Origin of the sequence: Novosphingobium sp. (assembly GCF_040398825.1) — a bacterium.
Lineage (GTDB): Bacteria > Pseudomonadota > Alphaproteobacteria > Sphingomonadales > Sphingomonadaceae > Novosphingobium.
In genome coordinates this window covers 31,731-49,986 of sequence record NZ_JBBATI010000015.1, presented here as the reverse complement: position 1 = coordinate 49,986, position 18,256 = coordinate 31,731, and the positions used below count along the sequence as shown (strand labels likewise).

At 65.7% G+C, this 18,256-nt stretch carries 20 protein-coding genes; 6 read left to right on the top strand and 14 right to left on the bottom strand.

Translation table 11 applies throughout. The features are described from left to right. Window positions 1-10: 10 nt before the first annotated feature. Both ABWP89_RS09535 and ABWP89_RS09530 read right to left on the bottom strand, forming a co-directional pair. A complete protein-coding gene (locus tag ABWP89_RS09535; RefSeq protein WP_353228870.1) occupies window positions 11-1,096 on the bottom strand; it encodes a cysteine desulfurase family protein in 1,086 nt (361 codons plus the stop codon). Then, on the bottom strand, window positions 1,093-2,136 hold the full coding sequence (locus ABWP89_RS09530) for a cysteine desulfurase family protein (protein WP_353228868.1): 1,044 nt from the start codon (window positions 2,134-2,136) through the stop codon (window positions 1,093-1,095). Before ABWP89_RS09530 ends, ABWP89_RS09535 begins: the two co-directional genes overlap by 4 nt. Window positions 2,137-2,318: 182 nt before the next feature. Between ABWP89_RS09530 and ABWP89_RS09525 the strand changes: the two genes are divergently transcribed. Next, window positions 2,319-2,975, top strand: a complete 657-nt coding sequence (locus ABWP89_RS09525) for an alpha/beta hydrolase (RefSeq protein WP_353228866.1) — start codon at window positions 2,319-2,321, stop codon at window positions 2,973-2,975. A 7-nt stretch (window positions 2,976-2,982) separates the two neighbouring features. Here the strand turns inward: ABWP89_RS09525 and ABWP89_RS09520 are convergent, their stop codons facing one another. Next, the gene (locus ABWP89_RS09520; protein ID WP_353228864.1) at window positions 2,983-3,159 is read right to left on the bottom strand and encodes a hypothetical protein; all 177 of its coding nucleotides are present in this window, start codon (window positions 3,157-3,159) and stop codon (window positions 2,983-2,985) included. 48 nt (window positions 3,160-3,207) lie between these two features. After that, window positions 3,208-3,429 carry a hypothetical protein gene (locus tag ABWP89_RS09515; protein ID WP_353228863.1) on the bottom strand — a complete coding sequence of 74 codons (222 nt, stop codon included), beginning with the start codon at window positions 3,427-3,429 and terminating at the stop codon, window positions 3,208-3,210. A gap of 65 nt (window positions 3,430-3,494) precedes the next feature. Between ABWP89_RS09515 and cobS the strand changes: the two genes are divergently transcribed. Beyond that, window positions 3,495-4,466: a cobaltochelatase subunit CobS gene (gene cobS / locus ABWP89_RS09510; RefSeq protein WP_353228862.1), complete on the top strand. Its 972-nt coding sequence runs from the start codon at window positions 3,495-3,497 to the stop codon at window positions 4,464-4,466. A 3-nt stretch (window positions 4,467-4,469) separates the two neighbouring features. Here cobS and ABWP89_RS09505 read toward each other — a convergent pair whose 3' ends face one another. The 4 genes from ABWP89_RS09505 to fmt all read right to left on the bottom strand — a co-directional run bounded on the left by ABWP89_RS09505 (window position 4,470) and on the right by fmt (window position 9,864). Next, window positions 4,470-6,932: a putative bifunctional diguanylate cyclase/phosphodiesterase gene (locus ABWP89_RS09505; protein WP_353228861.1), complete on the bottom strand. Its 2,463-nt coding sequence runs from the start codon at window positions 6,930-6,932 to the stop codon at window positions 4,470-4,472. Window positions 6,933-7,098: 166 nt separating this feature from the next. Next, window positions 7,099-8,208: a zinc-binding dehydrogenase gene (locus tag ABWP89_RS09500; protein ID WP_353228860.1), complete on the bottom strand. Its 1,110-nt coding sequence runs from the start codon at window positions 8,206-8,208 to the stop codon at window positions 7,099-7,101. After that, window positions 8,174-8,959, bottom strand: a complete 786-nt coding sequence (gene truA / locus ABWP89_RS09495) for a tRNA pseudouridine(38-40) synthase TruA (protein ID WP_353228859.1) — start codon at window positions 8,957-8,959, stop codon at window positions 8,174-8,176. The genes ABWP89_RS09500 and truA overlap by 35 nt, the downstream gene beginning before the upstream one ends. Further along, window positions 8,959-9,864, bottom strand: a complete 906-nt coding sequence (gene fmt, locus ABWP89_RS09490; RefSeq protein ID WP_353228858.1) for a methionyl-tRNA formyltransferase — start codon at window positions 9,862-9,864, stop codon at window positions 8,959-8,961. Before fmt ends, truA begins: the two co-directional genes overlap by 1 nt. Before the next feature lie 43 nt (window positions 9,865-9,907). On the opposite strand from fmt, the gene recR reads away from it, so the two are divergent. The 4 genes from recR to ABWP89_RS09470 all read left to right on the top strand — a co-directional run bounded on the left by recR (window position 9,908) and on the right by ABWP89_RS09470 (window position 13,464). Beyond that, window positions 9,908-10,504 carry a recombination mediator RecR gene (gene recR / locus ABWP89_RS09485; RefSeq protein ID WP_353228856.1) on the top strand — a complete coding sequence of 199 codons (597 nt, stop codon included), beginning with the start codon at window positions 9,908-9,910 and terminating at the stop codon, window positions 10,502-10,504. Window positions 10,505-10,551: 47 nt separating this feature from the next. Beyond that, window positions 10,552-11,121, top strand: coding sequence for a peptide deformylase (gene def / locus ABWP89_RS09480; protein ID WP_353228855.1), 570 nt, complete (start codon window positions 10,552-10,554; stop codon window positions 11,119-11,121). Window positions 11,122-11,192: 71 nt separating this feature from the next. Beyond that, window positions 11,193-12,698: a DNA recombination protein RmuC gene (locus tag ABWP89_RS09475; protein WP_502915269.1), complete on the top strand. Its 1,506-nt coding sequence runs from the start codon at window positions 11,193-11,195 to the stop codon at window positions 12,696-12,698. Window positions 12,699-12,783: 85 nt separating this feature from the next. Then, window positions 12,784-13,464, top strand: a complete 681-nt coding sequence (locus ABWP89_RS09470; RefSeq protein ID WP_353228853.1) for a GGDEF domain-containing protein — start codon at window positions 12,784-12,786, stop codon at window positions 13,462-13,464. Here the strand turns inward: ABWP89_RS09470 and ABWP89_RS09465 are convergent. The 6 genes from ABWP89_RS09465 to ABWP89_RS09440 all read right to left on the bottom strand — a co-directional run bounded on the left by ABWP89_RS09465 (window position 13,461) and on the right by ABWP89_RS09440 (window position 18,235). Then, entirely contained in the window at window positions 13,461-14,261 is an 801-nt protein-coding gene (locus tag ABWP89_RS09465) for a TrmH family RNA methyltransferase (RefSeq protein WP_353228852.1), read from the bottom strand. The genes ABWP89_RS09470 and ABWP89_RS09465 overlap by 4 nt on opposite strands. 76 nt (window positions 14,262-14,337) lie before the next feature. Next, window positions 14,338-14,634 carry an HPr family phosphocarrier protein gene (locus tag ABWP89_RS09460; protein WP_353228851.1) on the bottom strand — a complete coding sequence of 99 codons (297 nt, stop codon included), beginning with the start codon at window positions 14,632-14,634 and terminating at the stop codon, window positions 14,338-14,340. Window positions 14,635-14,637: 3 nt separating this feature from the next. Next, window positions 14,638-15,042, bottom strand: a complete 405-nt coding sequence (locus ABWP89_RS09455; protein WP_353228850.1) for a PTS sugar transporter subunit IIA — start codon at window positions 15,040-15,042, stop codon at window positions 14,638-14,640. Between the two features lie 186 nt (window positions 15,043-15,228). Beyond that, the gene (rapZ, locus tag ABWP89_RS09450) at window positions 15,229-16,176 is read right to left on the bottom strand and encodes an RNase adapter RapZ (RefSeq protein ID WP_353228848.1); all 948 of its coding nucleotides are present in this window, start codon (window positions 16,174-16,176) and stop codon (window positions 15,229-15,231) included. 65 nt (window positions 16,177-16,241) lie between these two features. Continuing rightward, on the bottom strand, window positions 16,242-16,688 hold the full coding sequence (locus ABWP89_RS09445; protein ID WP_353228847.1) for an HPr kinase/phosphorylase: 447 nt from the start codon (window positions 16,686-16,688) through the stop codon (window positions 16,242-16,244). Further along, window positions 16,685-18,235 (bottom strand): ATP-binding protein, encoded by a 1,551-nt coding sequence (locus ABWP89_RS09440; RefSeq protein ID WP_502915268.1) that lies wholly within the window; start codon window positions 18,233-18,235, stop codon window positions 16,685-16,687. The genes ABWP89_RS09445 and ABWP89_RS09440 overlap by 4 nt, the downstream gene beginning before the upstream one ends. Between the last annotated feature and the right edge of the window lie 21 nt (window positions 18,236-18,256).

Here is an 18,256-nt window from a genome sequence, read left to right as displayed (position 1 = left end):
TGCTTGCCAATCAGGCAGGCAAACCTTGTGCGCGCGCTGCGGCAGTGATTGCCGCCATCGCCTCGTCCAGCTCCTCGGTCCCGGTATAACGACCAAACCCTATTCGCAGGGCATTTTTTGCTTCCTTGTCGGAAAGTCCCAGCGCGCGCAAGACATGGCTGGTGCGGCCAGACCCGCTGGCGCAGGCCGAACCCGCCGAAATTGCCACGGTGCGGCATTCCGACATCAGTCGCGCGGCATCCAGCCCGTCCAGCCGCACATTCAGATTGCCGTGCCAGCGCGCGGTGGCGCTGCCGTTCAGCGCCCAGCCGGCGAAGGCCGTGCGGGCCTGAATCCACAGCCGATCCACATGTTCTGCATCGCTTTCCCACAGGGTTGTGCACAGGTGCGCCGCTGCGCCAAACCCGGCGGCCAGTGCCGGGCTGAGCGTGCCGGAACGAAGGCCAGCCTCCTGCCCGCCGCCGGTAATCTGCGCATCCAGCGTGACCCCGTCGCGCACCCACAGCGCGCCGATGCCCTTTGGCCCGTACAGCTTGTGCGCCGAAATCGCGATCAGGTCGGCGCCATCGGGCATGGCCAGCTTGCCCGCGCCCTGCACCGCATCGCACAGCACCAGCGCGCCGATGGCGTGCGCGCGCGCGGCAATCGCGCTGATCGGCTGCACCGTGCCGATTTCGTTGTTGACCTGCATCACCGCCACCAGGCCGGTGCCGGCGGGAATCACCACATCGGCAGCGACCAACCCGTCACGATCGACCGGCAGCAGCGTCAGCGCCGGATCGAGTGCGCGTGCGGTATCGAGCACGGCAGCATGTTCAATCGCCGACACCGCCAGCGCCCCCGCGTCGCAGCCGCGTATTGCCAGATTGAGCGCCTCGGTCGCGCCCGAGGTGAAGATAACCCGGCCACCGGGCGGCAACAGCGCCGCGACCTGATCGCGCGCCACTTCGATCGCCGCTGCCGCGGCGCGCCCGGCGCGATAGGGGCTGTGCGGATTGGCAAACCCGTCGCTGCCCGGCCCGCCCAGCCAGTGCAACATCGCCTCACGCGCTTCGGGCGCCAGCGGGGTGGTCGCCTGATAATCGAGATAGATCATCGCCGTGTACCCGCCACCAGCCCCGCCCAGGCGGCGATGAAGCGATCGATGTCGGCCGCCGTGGTTTCGCGCCCGATCGACACGCGGATCACCGTATCTGCGCCATCGACCGCCATCGCGGTCAGGACATGGCTGGTGCGCAGCGACCCCGATGAACAGGCGCTGCCCGCCGACACCGCGATGCCCATCGCATCCAGCCGGATCAATTGCGCATTGGCCGCCAGCCCCGGCGCACGAATAGCACCAATGGTTGCGATGCGCGGGCCATCGGCGGCGATGACCTGGCCACCAGCGGCCACGACCCCGGCATCCAGCCGCGCGCGCATGGCTGCAGCGGTTTCCATCCAGTCGTGCCCTTGTTCCAGCGCGGCGGCCATCGCCAGCACGCCTGGCAGGTTTTCGGTGCCGCCGCGATAGCCGCGCTCCTGCCCGCCGCCGGGATTGAGCAGTGCCCAGTCGCGCACCAGCAACGCGCCCGTGCCCGCCGGCCCGCCAAACTTGTGCGCCGATATGGCGATCAGATCGGCCGGCGGCAGCGGCAGTTTTCCGGCGCTTTGGGCGGCATCGGCCAGCAGCACACCGCCCGCCGCGCGCACCTGTTCATAAATGCCATCGATCGGCTGGATCACCCCGGTTTCATTGTTGACATGCTGGATCGCGACCAGCCCGCCCAACACCGCCGGATCGGGCAGGATAACCTGCCCGACCTGATCCACCGCCAGCCGCAGCGCAGGCCCGGTGTGGCGCAGCACCGCTTCGTGTTCGACAGTGGACACCGCCGATACCGGCCGCCGGGCGCGCGTGATTGCAATCGCCAGCGCCTCGCTCGCGCCGCTGGTCAGGATGACTTCGCCGGTCCAGCCCAGCGCGGCGGCGATCCGCGCGCGTGCATCCTCCAGCGCGGCGCGCGCGGCGCGACCGGCGCGGTGCGGGCTGGACGGATTGGCCCAGATCGCAAAGCCATGCGCCATCGCGGCCTGCGCCGCCGGCAGCAGCGGCGTGGTCGCGGCGTGATCCAGATAGGTGATCGGGGCGGGCAAAACGGCTCTTTCGCTTGGGCGTTGCTTTGTTGAGGTTGGTTTCTATATAGCGATCCATCCCATTCACGTCGGTGCATTTTTGCGGGAACCCTAAAAAGTTCCGACCCGGCGCCCCATATCATGGCGACACCCACGGTTTTACGGCCGGCGTGGTGCCGCCCACACTATCGTCAGGATCATCGATGCCCGCAGTCATCTTCCCCGGTCCCGAAGGTCGCCTGGAAGGCCGCTTTCAACCCGCATCCCGCGCCCGCGCGCCGATCGCGATGATCCTGCACCCGCATCCGCAGGCCGGCGGCACGATGAACGACCGCATCACCCAGGCGCTGTACCGCGCCTTTGTGGCGCGCGGGTTTGCCACGCTGCGCTTCAATTTTCGCGGCGTCGGCCGCAGCCAGGGCAGTTTCGACAATGGCATCGGTGAATTGTCCGATGCCGCCGCCGCGCTCGACTGGGTGCAGCAGATCCATCCCGAAGCATCGAGCACGTGGATCGCCGGTTACTCATTCGGCGCGCTGATCGGCATGCAGCTGCTGATGCGCCGCCCCGAAGTGCGCGGGTTCATTTCGATTTCGCCGCCCGCCAACATGTATGATTTCAGCTTTCTGGCGCCCTGCCCGGCGTCAGGCATCATCGTGCAGGGGGTCGCCGACACCGTGGTCACGCCCAATGCCGTGCAAAAGCTGGTCGACAAGCTGCGCACGCAAAAGCACATCACCATCCACCACGACGAAATCCCGCGCGCCAACCATTTCTATGAAAACGAACTGGATGACATGATGCGCTCGGTCGACGGATACCTGGACATGCGGCTGTCGCCAGACTGCCCGATCAAGTAAGTTCCGGCTACGGCGCGGGCGGGGCCACCGGCACCGCCCAGATCGCGACATTGCCGGCCAGCACCAGCGCCGCCACCACCATCAGCACAGCCTGGCGGCGCACCCCGCGCCGCCACAGCGCAAGCGCGCCCCCCACCAGCACGATGATCGCCAGCACGACGATCGACATGATTGTATCAAACATGCCGACGACGATGCGGGCGAACCGGCCCGGCGTCAACCGGGGCGGCGGTCACTGCTGCTGCTGCGCGGCCTGATCATCGCGGCTGGCCCCGGGCTGCGACCGCATCTCCTCACGCGGGGGCAGGTCGCGGCGGGGCAGATCGGGGTAATTGTCAGGGATCAGGTCGGCCATCGGCGCACAATGCCCGGCGGCGGGCGCACAGGCAAGCCGCAACGACCCGCCAGCGCCATTGCCCCCAATGCCATGCGCCACACCGGCCCATTCGCCCATTTTCGCATGCCCGCGCGCATCAAGAGCATTGCAGCGGCGCGCCTGCGCGGCTAGTCGGTCAGGTGATGACCGACACGACTGCCAGCACTGTGCTTTCCGCCCCCGATACCACGATCGACGTCCGCGCGACGTTTGGCATCGACATCGCGATGACCGTCCCTGCGTTCAGCGTGGCCGACGAACGCGTACCCGACATCGACACCAATTATGTGTTCGACCCGGATACCACGCTGGCAATTCTGGCAGGCTTTGCCTTCAACCGCCGGGTGATGGTGCAGGGGTACCACGGTACCGGCAAATCGACCCATATCGAACAGGTCGCCGCACGCCTGAACTGGCCCTGCGTGCGCATCAACCTGGATGCGCATATCAGCCGCATCGACCTGATCGGTCGCGACGCTATCGTGCTGCGTGACGGGTTGCAGGTAACCGAATTTCGCGAAGGGCTGCTGCCCTGGGCCTTGCAGACCCCGACCGCGCTGGTGTTCGACGAATATGACGCCGGCCGCCCCGACGTGATGTTCGTGATCCAGCGCGTGCTGGAAACCGAGGGCAAGCTGACACTGCTCGACCAGAATCGGGTGATCCGCCCCAGCCCGTGGTTCCGCCTGTTCGCCACCGCCAACACCGTGGGCCTGGGCGATACGTCGGGCCTGTATCACGGCACGCAGGCGATCAACCAGGGCCAGATGGACCGCTGGAACCTGGTCGTGGCGCTGAATTACCTGGCCACCGCCACCGAAATCGACATCGTCACCAAAAAGGTGCCGGGCCTGGATGAAGCCGTGGCCGGCCAGATGGTGCGCGTGGCCGATCTGACCCGCAAAGGCTTTATCGGCGGGGACATTTCCACCGTGATGAGCCCGCGCACGGTCATCAGCTGGGCACAGAACGCGGCGATTTTCAACGACATCGGCTTTGCCTTTCGCCTGTCGTTCCTGAACAAGTGCGATGAAACCGAACGCGTGCTGGTCGCGGAATATTACCAGCGCGTGTTTGGCAAGGATCTGCCCGAAAGCATCGCGCACAAAGCTTAAGCCTTACGGTACAGCACGCCGGCGAACGGCGCGCTGGTCAAGCGTATCGGCGGTGGCGCCGGAACTGATTCCGACCGCGTCGGCCAGCACGGTATAAGCATGATCATCGGTCCGCGGCGTTGCTGCGCGCGCACCGATGCGCGCGATCGGCAGGTCTGCGGCCGGCATGGCGCGCCCGGTCAGCCAGCCCTGCACCTGGTCGCAACCGCTGGCGCGCAGCCGTTCGCGCTGGCTTTCATGCTCCACCCCCTCGGCGATGGTTTCCATGTTGAGCTTGGCCGCCAGATCGAGCACGGCTTCGACAATCGCGGCGCTGTCGCCATGGTCGCCGGCATCCCCATCGAGCGACAGGTCGGACACGAAACAGCGGTCGATCTTGATCTTGTCGAACGGAAAGCTGCGCAGATAGTTGAGCGAGGAATAGCCGGTGCCGAAATCATCGAGCGCAATGCGCACGCCCAGCTTGCGCAACCGGTGCAGCACCGCCAGGCATTGCACCTCGTTTTCGATCAGCACGGTTTCGGTAATTTCCAGTTCCAGCCGCGCCGGATCAAACCCGCTGGTCGACAACGCGGCCACCATCTGACGCAGGATTTCCCCGCCGCGCAGCTGCATGGCTGACACATTGACCGCCACGATCAGGTCGGTGGGCCAGGTTGCCGCCTCTGCCAGCGCTTCGCGCAGCACCCATTCACCGATCGGCAGGATCAACCCGGATGCTTCGGCCAGCGGGATGAACTGCGCCGGTTCGATCAACCCGCGTTGCGGATGGTTCCACCGGATCAGCGCTTCAAACCCGACAATCGCGCCCGAGGCGAGCGCGACAAACGGCTGATAATACAGTTCGAATTCACCCACCGCGAGTGCCAGCCGCAGTTCGATTTCCATTGCCTGACGGTCGGCCAGGCTGCGCAACATGTCGGCGCTATAGACCACCGCACAACCGCGTCCGCTGGATTTGGCATCGTATTGCGCCATGTCGGCCGCGCGCAGCAATTCATCGCCGCTGTTGCCGTGCAGCCCTGCCAGCGCGACACCGATGCTGGCCCCGACATGGACAATCCGCGCATCCAGCCGGATCGGCGCCGACAGCGTGGCAATCGCCGCCTCTGCCACCGCGACCACCGCGTCAACCGATTGCGGCGCATGCAACAGCACCGCAAATTCGTCACCGCCCAGCCGCGCCACCATGCCGTTGGCGCCGATCAGCTGCGACAGCCGCGTGGCGCATTCCACCAGCACCACGTCACCCGCGGCATGGCCGTGCGAATCGTTGATCAGTTTGAACCGGTCAAGATCGATGAACATGACCGCAAAGGCGATCGCGCCACCGCTGTCAGCGCTTGTCTCTGCCGCTGTCTGCGCTGCGGCCTGGTGGTCGCGCAGGGCCACGGCCAGCCGGGCGTGAAATTCGGCACGGTTGGCGATCTGCGTCAGCGCGTCGTGGTTGGCCAGAAACCGCACGCGGGTTTCGGCGTGATGGCGATCGGTCACATCGCGGATAAACCCGCGAAAGCCGGCATGATGCCCACCCGAATCGAACACCGCACAGCCCGACAGCAACCACCAACGCTGCCCTTGCGGGGTCATCACCGGCGCCACCAGATCGCGAAATGGTTTCAGCCGGTGGCAGGCGTGGCGAATGGCATCGATCTCGACGCCGGGCTCATACAGATCGAGCAGCTTGCGCCCGTTGATCTGTGCCGGGGCCAGCCCGGCCATGCCGCACAGCCGTTCCGATGCGCCGCGCACCACGCCCGCCGCATCGGTTTCCACCAGGCAATCGCTGCCATGTTCGTCATACTGGTTCAGCAGCAGCTGAATCGTCTCGTTGGCGTGGGTCAGCTTGCGCGTGCGCAGCCGGCGCGTGGCAAACAGGTAATAGAAATTGAAAATGCGCACATGCGCACTCAATCCCTGCAGCGCGAACAGCACCAGCGCTGGCACCGGCAGTGCCCCGGGCCGGACCAGCAGACCGATGGTCATTGCGCCCACGCCCAGCAATTGGGCCATGACTGCCATCCGTGGCAGCGGAAATTGGGCATAAGCCTCAACGCCATAGGTCATGGTAATGGCGATCACCACCAACGCCAGTCGTTGATCGGGGGCGCAGGCCACAGCCACGCCGCTGAGCACGCCAATCACCACCGCGCGGCAGGCCATATAGCGAAGCCACAGCGCAACCGTGGCTTGCCGGTTCAATCGCGCCCGGCCGATTGCCAGCATCCCGCCAATCAGTCCTGCGGTCACCAGGGCGTTGGCGGCGACATACCAACCGGCCCACACCCCGCCGAGCCACACCATCAGGCCCGCGCGCAGCAGTTCATACAGGTAACCCGGCAGCGCCTGCAGATGGTTGAGCTTGCACCCGGCGAACCATTCGCGGTCGTGTTCGTCGACGTCCTGGGCGATCAGGTGGCCCAGAAACAGCGGATGATGCGACAGAACCTGGCGCAACCTGAACACCGACGGCACCCTTTCCCGCCGACACGGGCTGTGGATCGCCCGCACACGGAACGACCCGCCAGCACGCCCGGCCGGACCGACAACGGGTATCCCCGTGCCGTTAATATCCGGTTACGCGCCGCCCTGCCGGGGGCACGTAATCGTGGTTAACCAACAGCTTGCAAAATCAGCCGTGCGGCGTGATCAGGTATTTTTCGCCGGTCGCGCGCACGTTGTAGGCCAGCGCCACATCGCGCGTCAGCGCCTGTTCCAGCGTCACGCGCGCCTTGTAATGGCTGGCAAAGGTGGTGGTCAGTTCGTCGCGCACGCGCTGGCGCAGCCGTTCGGCCGCCTCCGCGCCGATTTCGGCCAGGAACGGCGTCAGCAGGAACCCGGCGATCGCCCAGGAAAAGCCGAACGAGCGGTTGAACACCGTCGGCCCCATGTCGAGCGCGCCATAGACGCAGACCTTTTTGAACGTGTTCGAACCATAGCGGCTGAATGCGGCGCCCTTGCTGGCCACCTGTTCCATCGCCGCCAGGATCTGGCCCGCCTGTTTGCCGCCGCCGATCGCGTCAAAGCCCAGCGTCGCGCCGGTTGCCTCGATCGCGGCAATCAGATCGTCGTGGTACGATGCGGCCGACGAATCGACCACATATTCCGCCCCGGCACCTTTCAGCAGCGCGACCTGCGCGGGTGACCGCACAATGTTGACCAGCGGCACGCCATCGGCCTGGCAAATCCGCAACAGCATCTGGCCCAGGTTTGATGCGGCGGCGGTGTGCACCAGCGCCTTGTGCCCTTCGCGCCGCAACATTTCCACAAAACTGAGTGCAGTCAATGGGTTGACAAAGGCGCCTGCGCCCTGTTCAGCCGTAGCGCCATCGGGCAGGACCAGGCAGGCGCGCGCATCGACCAGCCGGTATTGCGCATACATCGCACCGGGGATGACCGCGACCAGTTTGCCCAGCAAGGCTTGCGCTTCGGGCGCATCGCCCGCCGCGATCACGGTGCCGGCGCCTTCGTTGCCGACCGGGCAAACTTCGCCCAGCCGCCCCGCCATCGCGCGCACCGCGGGTTCGGGCATGGTCGCCACGATCTTGCCGGGGGAATATTGCGCATTGGCGAGGTCCGCGGGGCCAAACAGCAGCGCCAGATCGGACGGGTTGATCGGCGCCGCATCAATCCGCACCAGCACTTCGTGCCCGGTCGGGTCGGGCAGCGCCTCGTCGCGCAGATGGACGGTCAGTTGCCCATCGGCTTCAAGCGTCGATACCAGTTGCGTGTTGGAAACCATGGTCGTTCTCTCCCGGATAGACGGCGTTCATGAAATACAGGCCATCGGGTGGCGCATTAAGTCCCAATTTGCAACGGTCTTTGGCAGCGAGCGCGGCGGCCAGATCGTCGCGGGTCCACATGCCCTGCCCGACCAGCGCCAGACATCCGACCATCGACCGCACCTGGTGATGCAGGAAACTGCGGGCGGCGGCGGTGATCATCACCCGGTCACCATCGCGGCGGACATCCAGCCGGTCAAGCGTGCGGATCGGGCTTTTGGCCTGGCAATGCGCCGACCGGAACGTGGTGAAATCGTGGCTGCCCACCAGCAGCTGCGCGGCATCGTGCATCGCATCGGCATCGATCGGCCGCGTAATCCGCCAGGCGCGGTGCAGGTCCAGCGTCAGTGGCGCGCGGCGGTTGATGATGCGGTATTCGTAGGCACGCCCCACGCACGAAAAACGCGCGTGCCAGTCATCCGCCACCACGCGGCAATCGACCACCGCGACCGGTTGTGGGCGCAGCAGCGCGTTGATCGCCTCAGACAATCGGAACGGTGCAAAATCGCGGGACAGGTCAAAATGCGCGGGCATGCCGCGCGCGTGCACCCCGGTGTCGGTGCGCCCGGCGGCATGGACCGCAACCGCCTCACCGGTCACCGCCAGCAGCGCCGCCTCCACCGCGGCCTGCACCGACGGCTGACGCGGCTGGCGCTGAAACCCGAAAAACGGCGTGCCATCCCATTCCAGCACCAGGGCAAAACGCGGCATCAGGCCAGCCGCGTGCCGGCGGGGATGGCGTAACCGCGCAACAATGCCGCCACCGCCATCGCCGGGCGCCCGGCGCGCTGGATCAGTGTGGGGACCAGCGCACCGGTCCCGCAGGCGATCGTCAGCGCATCATCCAGCACCGTGCCCGGTTCGCCCGTGCCATCGACCACAGCGGCCGCCAGCACACGAAACCGTTCGCCATCGCGTTCAAAAAACGCGCCCGGTGCCGGCGCAAACGCCCGCACCTGGCGTTCCAGCACATCAGCACCCAGCGCAAAATTCAGCCGGCTTTCCGCCTTGTCGATCTTGGCCGCATAGGTAACCCCGTCGTCCGGTTGCACCACCGGGGGGTGCCCGGGCAGGTTGGCCAGCACCGCCACCATCGCCGCCGCGCCCAGATCGGCCAGTTCGCTGGTCAGTTCGCCCGCAGTCTTGCCCGCGACGGGCACGCGCACCGTGGCCAGCATCGCCCCGGTATCCAGCCCGCGTTCCATCTGCATCACGGTCACCCCGGTTTCGGCATCGCCGGCCAATATCGCGCGCTGCACCGGCGCCGCCCCGCGCCAGCGCGGCAGGATCGAGCCATGGACATTCAGACAGCCGTGGACGGGCGCCGCCAACACTGCCGGCGGCAGGATCAGGCCATAGGCGGCGACCACCGCAACCTCTGCCTGGTGACCTGCGAACACGGCCTGTTCGTCCAGGCCTTTCAGGCTGACCGGGGTCAGCACCGGGATTCCCGCCGCTTCGGCCGCGCGTTGCACCGGCGATGGATGCAAAGCCTTGCCCCGGCCCGCCGGGCGCGGCGGCTGGCAATAGACCGCGACGACATTGTGGCCCGCCGCGATCAGCGCGCGCAGCGTCGGCACCGCAAATTCGGGGGTTCCCATAAAGACAACGCGCATCTTAGCACTTTCGTTTTGAGCCGCCCGCCCTATCTGTCGACGCATGGCATCGCAAGAGATCGAGGCATTGGCCAGTGCATTGGCCCGCCTGCCCGGGCTGGGCCCGCGTTCGGCGCGGCGCGCGGTGCTGTGGCTGATCAAGCGGCGCGAAACCGCGTTATCCGGGCTGGTCGATGCGCTGGCCGGGGTGCGCGAACACCTGGTCGAATGCGCCATGTGTGGCAATGTCGATACCACCAACCCGTGCGGCATCTGCGCCGACCCGCGCCGCGACGCGCGCGCGCTGTGCGTGGTGGAGGATATTGCTGATCTGTGGGCGCTCGATCGTGCACGGCTGTTTACCGGGCGCTATCACGTGCTGGGCGGGCGGCTGTCGGCGCTGGATGGCATCCGGCCCGAAGACCTGAACATCGCCAGCCTGATCGACCGCGTGGCGGCGGGTGGCATCGATGAAGTGGTGCTGGCGATGAACGCCACGCTGGAGGGGCAGACCACTGCGCATTACCTGGCCGAACGGCTGGAGGGGTTTCCCCTGCGGCTGACCCAACTGGCGCACGGGCTGCCGGTGGGGGGCGAGCTCGACTATCTGGACGAAGGCACGCTGGCGCAGGCGCTGCGCGCGCGCCGGCCCGTGGGATAAGGCAAACCGCACTTGCGAGTCGCGCTCAGGCTGATTATCTGAGGCTTATGGCTATACGTGACATCATTGAAGTGCCCGATCTGCGCCTGAAGCAGATTTCCAAACCGGTCGAAACATTCGACGACGATCTGCGCGCGCTGGTCGCCGACATGTTCGACACCATGTACGACGCACCAGGCATCGGCCTGGCCGCAGTGCAGATCGGCGTGCCGCTGCGCGTTCTGGTGATCGATCTGCAACCCGATGACCCCGATGCCGAACCCGAAGTGTGCACCGCCCACGGCGGCCACAGCCACACCCACACACCGGTGAAACGCGAACCCCGCGTGTTCATCAACCCCGAAATCCTGGAACCTTCGGCCGAACTGACGGTGTACAACGAAGGGTGCCTGTCGGTGCCCGAAATTTATGCCGAGGTCACCCGCCCCGCGCGCATCCGCGCGCGCTGGCAGGATCTGGACGGTGCAGTGCACGAAGCAGAGCTGGATGACCTGATGGCCACCTGCCTGCAGCACGAGATGGATCATCTGGAAGGCATCCTGTTCATCGACCACCTGTCACGGCTAAAGCGCGGCATGGTGCTCAAGCGGCTGGAAAAGATCCGCCGCGCGGCTTGAACCCCGGCAGTGCCCCTGATAAGTTCTTGGTTCGTTCCGGGGATTGAAGGGGTGTTCACGTGGATTCGCTGATGCTGGCCATGCTGGCCATGCTGGTCGTGGTGGCGCTGGTCATCGGCCTGGCCATTGGCTGGATGCTGGGTGCGCGACCGATGGCCGAATGGCGCGCACGCGCCGATGGGCACGAAGCCACGGTAAAGGCGATGACCGTCGATCTGGCCGGGCTATCCGAACGCGTGCGGCAGATCGATGTGCTTGGCGCAGAATTGGCCAGTGTGCGCGCCGATCGCGATGCGCTGTCCCCGCGCCTGGCCACGGCCGAGGCGCGCGCCGCCGATGCCGACCGGTTGCGCGCCGAACTGGCCGAAACCCGCACATCGCGGGAAGCGCTGTCGGCCGATCTGGCGCGGTTGAAGGCCGATGCGGCGAATTTTGACGAACAGAAACGCCTGCTGATCACCGCGCAGGCCGAACTGCGCAAGGAATTTGAAAACGCCGGCAGCAAAGTGCTGGCGCAGGCGCAGGAAGCGTTCCTGACCCGCGCGCATGCCCGGTTTGAGGAAAGCGAAAAGGCGCAGAGCGAACGCCTGAAAACGCTGCTGGCCCCGGTCGGCGAACGCCTGAAAGCCTATGAGGACCAGGTGGGAAAGCTGGAAAAGGACCGTGTCGATGCGTTTGGCACGCTGACCGGCCAGATCGAATCGATGCGGGTGGGGCAGGAAGCCGTGCGCGCCGCCGCCGCGCAGCTGGGCAATTCGCTGCGCAACGGGCCGAAAACGCGCGGCCGCTGGGGCGAATTGCAATTGCGCAATGTGCTGGAACAATGCGGGCTGGCCGAACACACCGATTTCGTCACCGAACAGTCGGTTGATACCGATGAAGGTCGGTTGCGCCCCGATGCGATCGTGCGCATCCCCGGCAACAAGCTGCTGGTGATCGATGCCAAGGTCTCGCTCAACGCCTATCAGGATGCGTTTGAGGCCGACACCGATGATGCCCGCGCCGCATCGCTCAACCTTCATGTGCAATCGATGCGCAACCACATCCAGACGCTGGGCAGCAAATCGTATCAGAGCCAGTTTGATGACGCGCCCGATTATGTGCTGATGTTCGTCCCCGGTGAACACTTCATCGCCGCCGCGCTGGAACACGATCCCAATCTGTGGGATTATGCGTTCGAACGCCGCGTGCTGCTGGCCAGCCCGACCAACCTGGTCGCCATCGCGCGCACTATCGCGCAAGTGTGGCGGCAGGACGGGCTGGCGCGCGAAGCCCGCGAAATCGGCAAGATGGGCGGCGAATTGTACGAACGGCTGGCCGTCGCCGCCGATCATTTGAAACGCGTGGGCAGCGGACTGGAATCCGCGGTCAGCAATTACAACAAGTTCGTCGGCAGTTTTGAACGCAACGTGCTGTCAGCCGGGCGCCGGTTGCGCGACAAGCATATCGAAATCGGCAAGCGCGAGATTGACGACGTGCCGGTGATCGAAAGCATCCCGCGCTATGGCGCCGCCGACAGTGATCCCGCCATTCTTACCGCCGGGGCGACCGCCGCGCCGGATGTGGCCGATCTTTGACCCAATTAACCCGGCGCTAAGCCTGTTCGCTGTACACAACAGTATGACTCCGCGCAGCCGCATCACCCGATCTGCCGGCTTTTCCGTGATCACCACGCTTGTCATTCTTGAAGGTGTTTCGCTGGCATCGGGGATTGATGTTCCACGGGTCTATTGGGCTGTGGCCGTGTTGTGTCCGCTGGTGCTCAGCACGATCATTTCGGGGCGCCTGATACACCAGAGCGAAACGCTCAACGAGCTCTATGCCGAATTGCAGCGCGCCCACGAACAGTTGAAGATCGCGGCGCAGCGCGACCCGATGACCGATGTCCTGAACCGCGGCGCATTTCTGGTGCAGATTGGCGAAATGCGCAGCACCGGCGTGGCCGGCTGGCTGGTGCTGATCGATGTCGATCATTTCAAGGTGATCAACGATCGCCATGGCCATGAAACCGGTGATGAGGCGCTGCGCCAGATCGCGCGCCTGTTGCGCGAAGCCGCGCGGGCCGGTGATCTGATCGGGCGTTTGGGTGGTGAGGAATTCGGGCTCTATCTGCCCCGCACCACCGCGGCCGAGGCCTGGGCGCTGACCGAACGAGTTCGCCTGCACGTCGCGCAATCCCCGGCCTATGTCGTCAACGGCCGCCCGCACCATGTCACGATCAGCCTGGGCCTGGCGATGGAACGGTCCCCCGCCGAAAGCCTGAAAGACATTCTGCACCGCGCCGACATGGCCATGTACCGCGCCAAGGACGAAGGCCGCAACCGCATCGCCGCCGCCGCCTAACCCAGCGTCGCCAGCACTTCATAGGCCAGCACCGCCGCCGCCACCGCCGCATTCAGGCTGTCGGCGCGACCGCGCATCGGCATCGTCACGCGCAGATCGCAGGCCAGCTCGTATTCTTCCGGCAGCCCGCGCGATTCGTTGCCGACCATCACGAAGCACGGCGCGGCATAGGCCGCACCACGGTACGGCACGGCATCGCGCAACGATGCGGCCACCAATTGCCCCGGCCCTTCCCGCAGCCAGGCCAGGAAATCGGGCCAGCGCGCCTGCGCCAGCGTTTGCGTGAAAATCGCGCCCATGCTGGCGCGCACCGCCTCTACACTGAACGGATCGACGCAATCGTCGATCAGGATCACCCCGCCCGCGCCGACCGCATCGGCGGTGCGCAGCATTGTGCCCAGATTGCCGGGGTCGCGCAGCGCCTGTGCCACCAGCCAGATCGGCGCGGCATTGCGATCGATCGCAGCCAGGCCGGTGTCCCATTCGGCAAACACGCCGCACACCGCCTGCGGATTGTCCTTGCCGGTGACTTTGGCCAAAATATCGATCGGCACCTCGATCACTTCGCCGCCCGCCGCTGCGACCGCATGTTCCAGATCGTCGATCAGCGGGTGCGGATCGCGCGTGGTGGCCATCAGCAGCAGTTCGGGCACGCGTCCCATGGCGCGCGCGTCGGTCAACAGCCGCAGCCCCTCGGCCAGAAACCGCGCCTCACGCCGCCGGTGTTTCTTGTCACGCAGACTGCGCACGAATTTGATGGTGGGGTTGGAAAACCCGGTGATGGTCTTGCGCGTCATGGCCAACCCAGTTCCCGTTTGTGCACGCGGCACACCTTTAAAGCCCTCCCCCTGCAGGGGGAGGGGCTTTTCGGGATCAATCCTCGCCAAAGCCGTCCTTGATCAGACCGGCCAGTTTCATCAGGATCGCGTCTGCTTCGCCGGCTTCGCCCGATACCGCCAGATCGACGCTGTCGCCTTTGGCCGCGCCCAGCATCATCAGCCCCAGAATCGATCCGCCATTGGCCTCGGTGCCGTCCTTGGCCACGATCACGTCGAACCCGGGGGGCAATTTGGCCACTGCGTTGACGAATTTGGCGCTGGCGCGTGCGTGCAGGCCCCGCTGGTTGACGATCGTCACCCGTTCACGCGCGACGTATGCCTGCTCACTCATTGCTTACGCGTCCTGCCCCAGAAATTCAGAAGCGATCGTGATGTAATTGCGCCCGGCGTCGCGCGCCGCGGCGGTCGCTTCGCGTACCCCCATGCACGCGCGCGCCTTGGCCAGGCGAATCAGCATCGGCAGGTTGATCCCCGCGATCACCTCGATCTTGCCCGCCTGCATCAACGAAATCGCCAGGTTCGACGGCGTGCCGCCAAACAGGTCGGTCAGCACGATCACCCCTTCACCGCTGTCGACGCGTTTGATCGCGTCGGCGATTTCGCGGCGGCGCTTTTCCATGTCGTCATTGGGCCCGATGCACACGCCGATCACATCGGTCTGACGCCCGACCACGTGTTCCATCGCGTGGATGAATTCATCGGCAAGCGCGCCGTGGGTAACGAGAATCAGACCGATCATGAACGCACAAGGCTCCGCTGGGCAAATCGCGAGCGGCGAAGGCGTGGTTTTCGATCCCGCAGAGACACGAAAACGCCCACGATATCGCCACCACGCGAATCTCTAGGTTTCAGGATCGATCCTTCCCCGACCGGCATTGTGTTTATGGGTCTCATCCAAAAGACTGAAACTATTTGAAACAATCACTCAACGCACACTGCGCGCGACGCTGCGTTCGACCAGGTCGGCCGCGCGCGCGCTCAGGTTGCGATGCAGCAATGTGGGAGAAAATCCGGCTTCGCGCAAGGCACAAGCGATCTGTTCCGCCATGAACACCGACCGGTGCTTGCCGCCGGTACAGCCGAACGCAATGTTGACATAGGCCTTGCCCTGTTCATCGAACCGCGGCAGCAGCAACAGCAGCAGATCGCGGATGCGGGCAAAAGCCTCGTCAAAGGCGGGATCGCGGCGGATATAGTCGCCCACCGCCGCATCGCGCCCGGTCAGTTCGCGCAAATCTTCGACCCAATAGGGGTTCGTCAAAAACCGCATATCGAACACCAGGTCCGCCAAGGGGGGCGTGCCGCGCGAAAAACCGAAACTGTTGATGGTGATCACCGATCGCGTCGGGCTGTCCTGGCGAAAATGGTCGCGGATCGCCTGTTGCAGATCGTTGGTGGTAAAATCGGTGGTGGTCAGCACCACATCGGCCCAGCGCCGCAACGGTTCCAGCAATTCGCGTTCGGCGGCAATCCCGCTTTCGGCCGGCTTGTCCTCGCTCATCGGGTGTGGCCGGCGGGTTTCGTTGTAGCGCCGCTGCAATTCTGACCCGCCACAATCCAGGAACAACGTGGTGATCGACAGATCGCGCCGTTCCAACAGCGTTTTGACCCGTTCGATAATCGCGCGCGGATCAAACCCGCGCGTGCGCGTATCAAACCCGATCGCGATCGGTGCCCCGGCATCCAGCCGCGTGTGCGTCGGCGCGGTTTCCAGCAACCGGTCGAGCAGGCGAATCGGGAAATTGTCGATCGCTTCCCAGCCCAGATCTTCCAGCGCGCGCATCACCGTGGTCTTGCCCGCGCCCAGCACGCCGGTCACCAACAGGATGCGTTGCGGGGCCGTGGGCGCGGCAGTGCCAGCCGATTCCGTCATGACGAGTGTCTTGCGCCTGCACAGCCGGGATGGGAAGCCCCGTTGCCCCCAATGCCGCGCAGATATTATGCCATGGCTTTCCCGAATTGCGCCAGCGCGATTTCCGCCCGCAGCGCCAGCACCGGCGAATCCGGCCACAGCCGCACCATCGGCACTGCCACACCGGCGCGCTCCACCAGTTCGGGCACATCGATATGGCGCGGCGCATCCGTATCGAACATCAGCACCAGTGCCAGCGGCACCGCCGCAGCCACGGGCACCGTGATCAGGCCCACATTGCGCACCTCCAGCAACCCGGCAATGCGCGGATGCGGGCTGACCAGCAGGCGCGCACCATCTGCCCAAAGTATCACCCCGTCATCGCCGATCAGCGTCGCGCCGCGATCGATCAGCGCCAGCGCCAGGCTGGATTTGCCGCTGCCCGGTGCGCCCTCGATCATCAGCGCGCGGCCACCGATCGCAACCGCACTGGCCTGGTGCGCTGTGCCATGGGTGGGGGCCGGATCGGTCAATCGTCATCCTCGTCATGCAGCGGTGGCAGCGTCAGCAGCAGGCATGCGCCCACCGTGCCATCGGGCTTGTCGACAATCGTCAGCGTGCCGTCGTGCGCTTCGACAATGCTGCGCGCGATGGCCAGGCCCAGTCCGCTGTGTTCGCCAAACGCCTCTGCCGCGGGGCGCACCGAATGGAACCGTTCAAACACCTTTTCGCGTTCCTGCGCGCCAATGCCCGGCCCGTCATCGCTGACCGACAGGAGCACGCGCGCGCCATCGGCCCAGATATCCAGCGCAACTTCGCCATCCGGGGGCGAAAACGACACCGCATTGTCCAGCAGATTGTCGATCACGCGTTCCAGTTGCAATCCGTCGCCGGCGACGCGGGTATCGCCCTGCCCGCGGCGAAACCGGATCGGGCAGCCGGTCGTGCCCGGCCGCACCCCGCGCGCGCCCACCAGTTGCGCCGCCAGCAGCGCCAGATCGATCGGCGCGAACGTCGCACGGCTGAGCGCGGCGTCGATCCGGCTGGCCTCGGCAATTTCGGAAATCAGCCGGCGCAGCCGCTGCACATCATGCGTGGCGATCGCCGCCAGCTGGCGCCGCAGCGCCGGGTCTTCGACTTTGTCCATCGCCTCCACCGCGCTGGCGAGCGAGGCCAGCGGGTTTTTCAATTCGTGCGCGACATCGGCGGCAAAGCTTTCGACCGCATCGATCTGCCGGCGCAGGGCGTGGGTCATGTCGGAAAATGCGCGCGCCAGCAGGCCGATTTCATCGCCGCGGTCGGGCAGGCGCGGCACCACCACCGCGCGGTCACGCCCCAGCCGCACGCGCACCGCCGCGCGCACCAGCGCACGCAACGGCTGCACGATAGTACGCGCCAGAAACAGCGACAATTGCACCGACAGCAGCAGCGCCAGCCCGATGATGATCACCAGCGTCTGGCGCGCATCGCGCACCGCCTGGGTCACATCCAGCGCATTGCGCATCGACAGCAGCATTTCGCCCGACACCCCCACCGGGGTGGCGGCGGTGATCACCGGGGTGCGATCGGGGGCATAGCGCAAAAACACTTCGGTGCGGCCCGATTGCCGCGCCCGCGCGATTTCGGGCCAGTTGGCCGGGCCCGGTGTCGCCGGTTCGCGATAGTTTTCAATCGCCGGCGCGCCAACGATCGCATCCACCCCGCGATCAAGCGCACGTGCGGCAAGCTGATACCACGCCTCTTTGGCTGGATCGACAAACACGAATGACGGCCGCGCCAGCCGGAAACTGTCCGCCTCCAGCGCACCATCGGCAGCATACAGCCGCAATTGCAGCACTTGCGAAAGTCCGATCGCCGCCATCAACCGCCGCCGTTCGGCCGGGGGAGCATTGCCCAGCGCTGTGGCAGCGATTTCGACCTCTGCCCGGGCCAGCCGAAAACGTTCGTTGATCAGCTGGGTGCGGTACGAATCGAGGTAAAAGAATCCGCCCGCCAGCAGCGCCAGCGCGATCACATTGACCGCCAGGATGCGCGTGGTCAGCGAAACCCCGCGTGTGCGCCACAACCGCCGCCGGGTCACCCGGGGGCGGGCGCGCGCCTC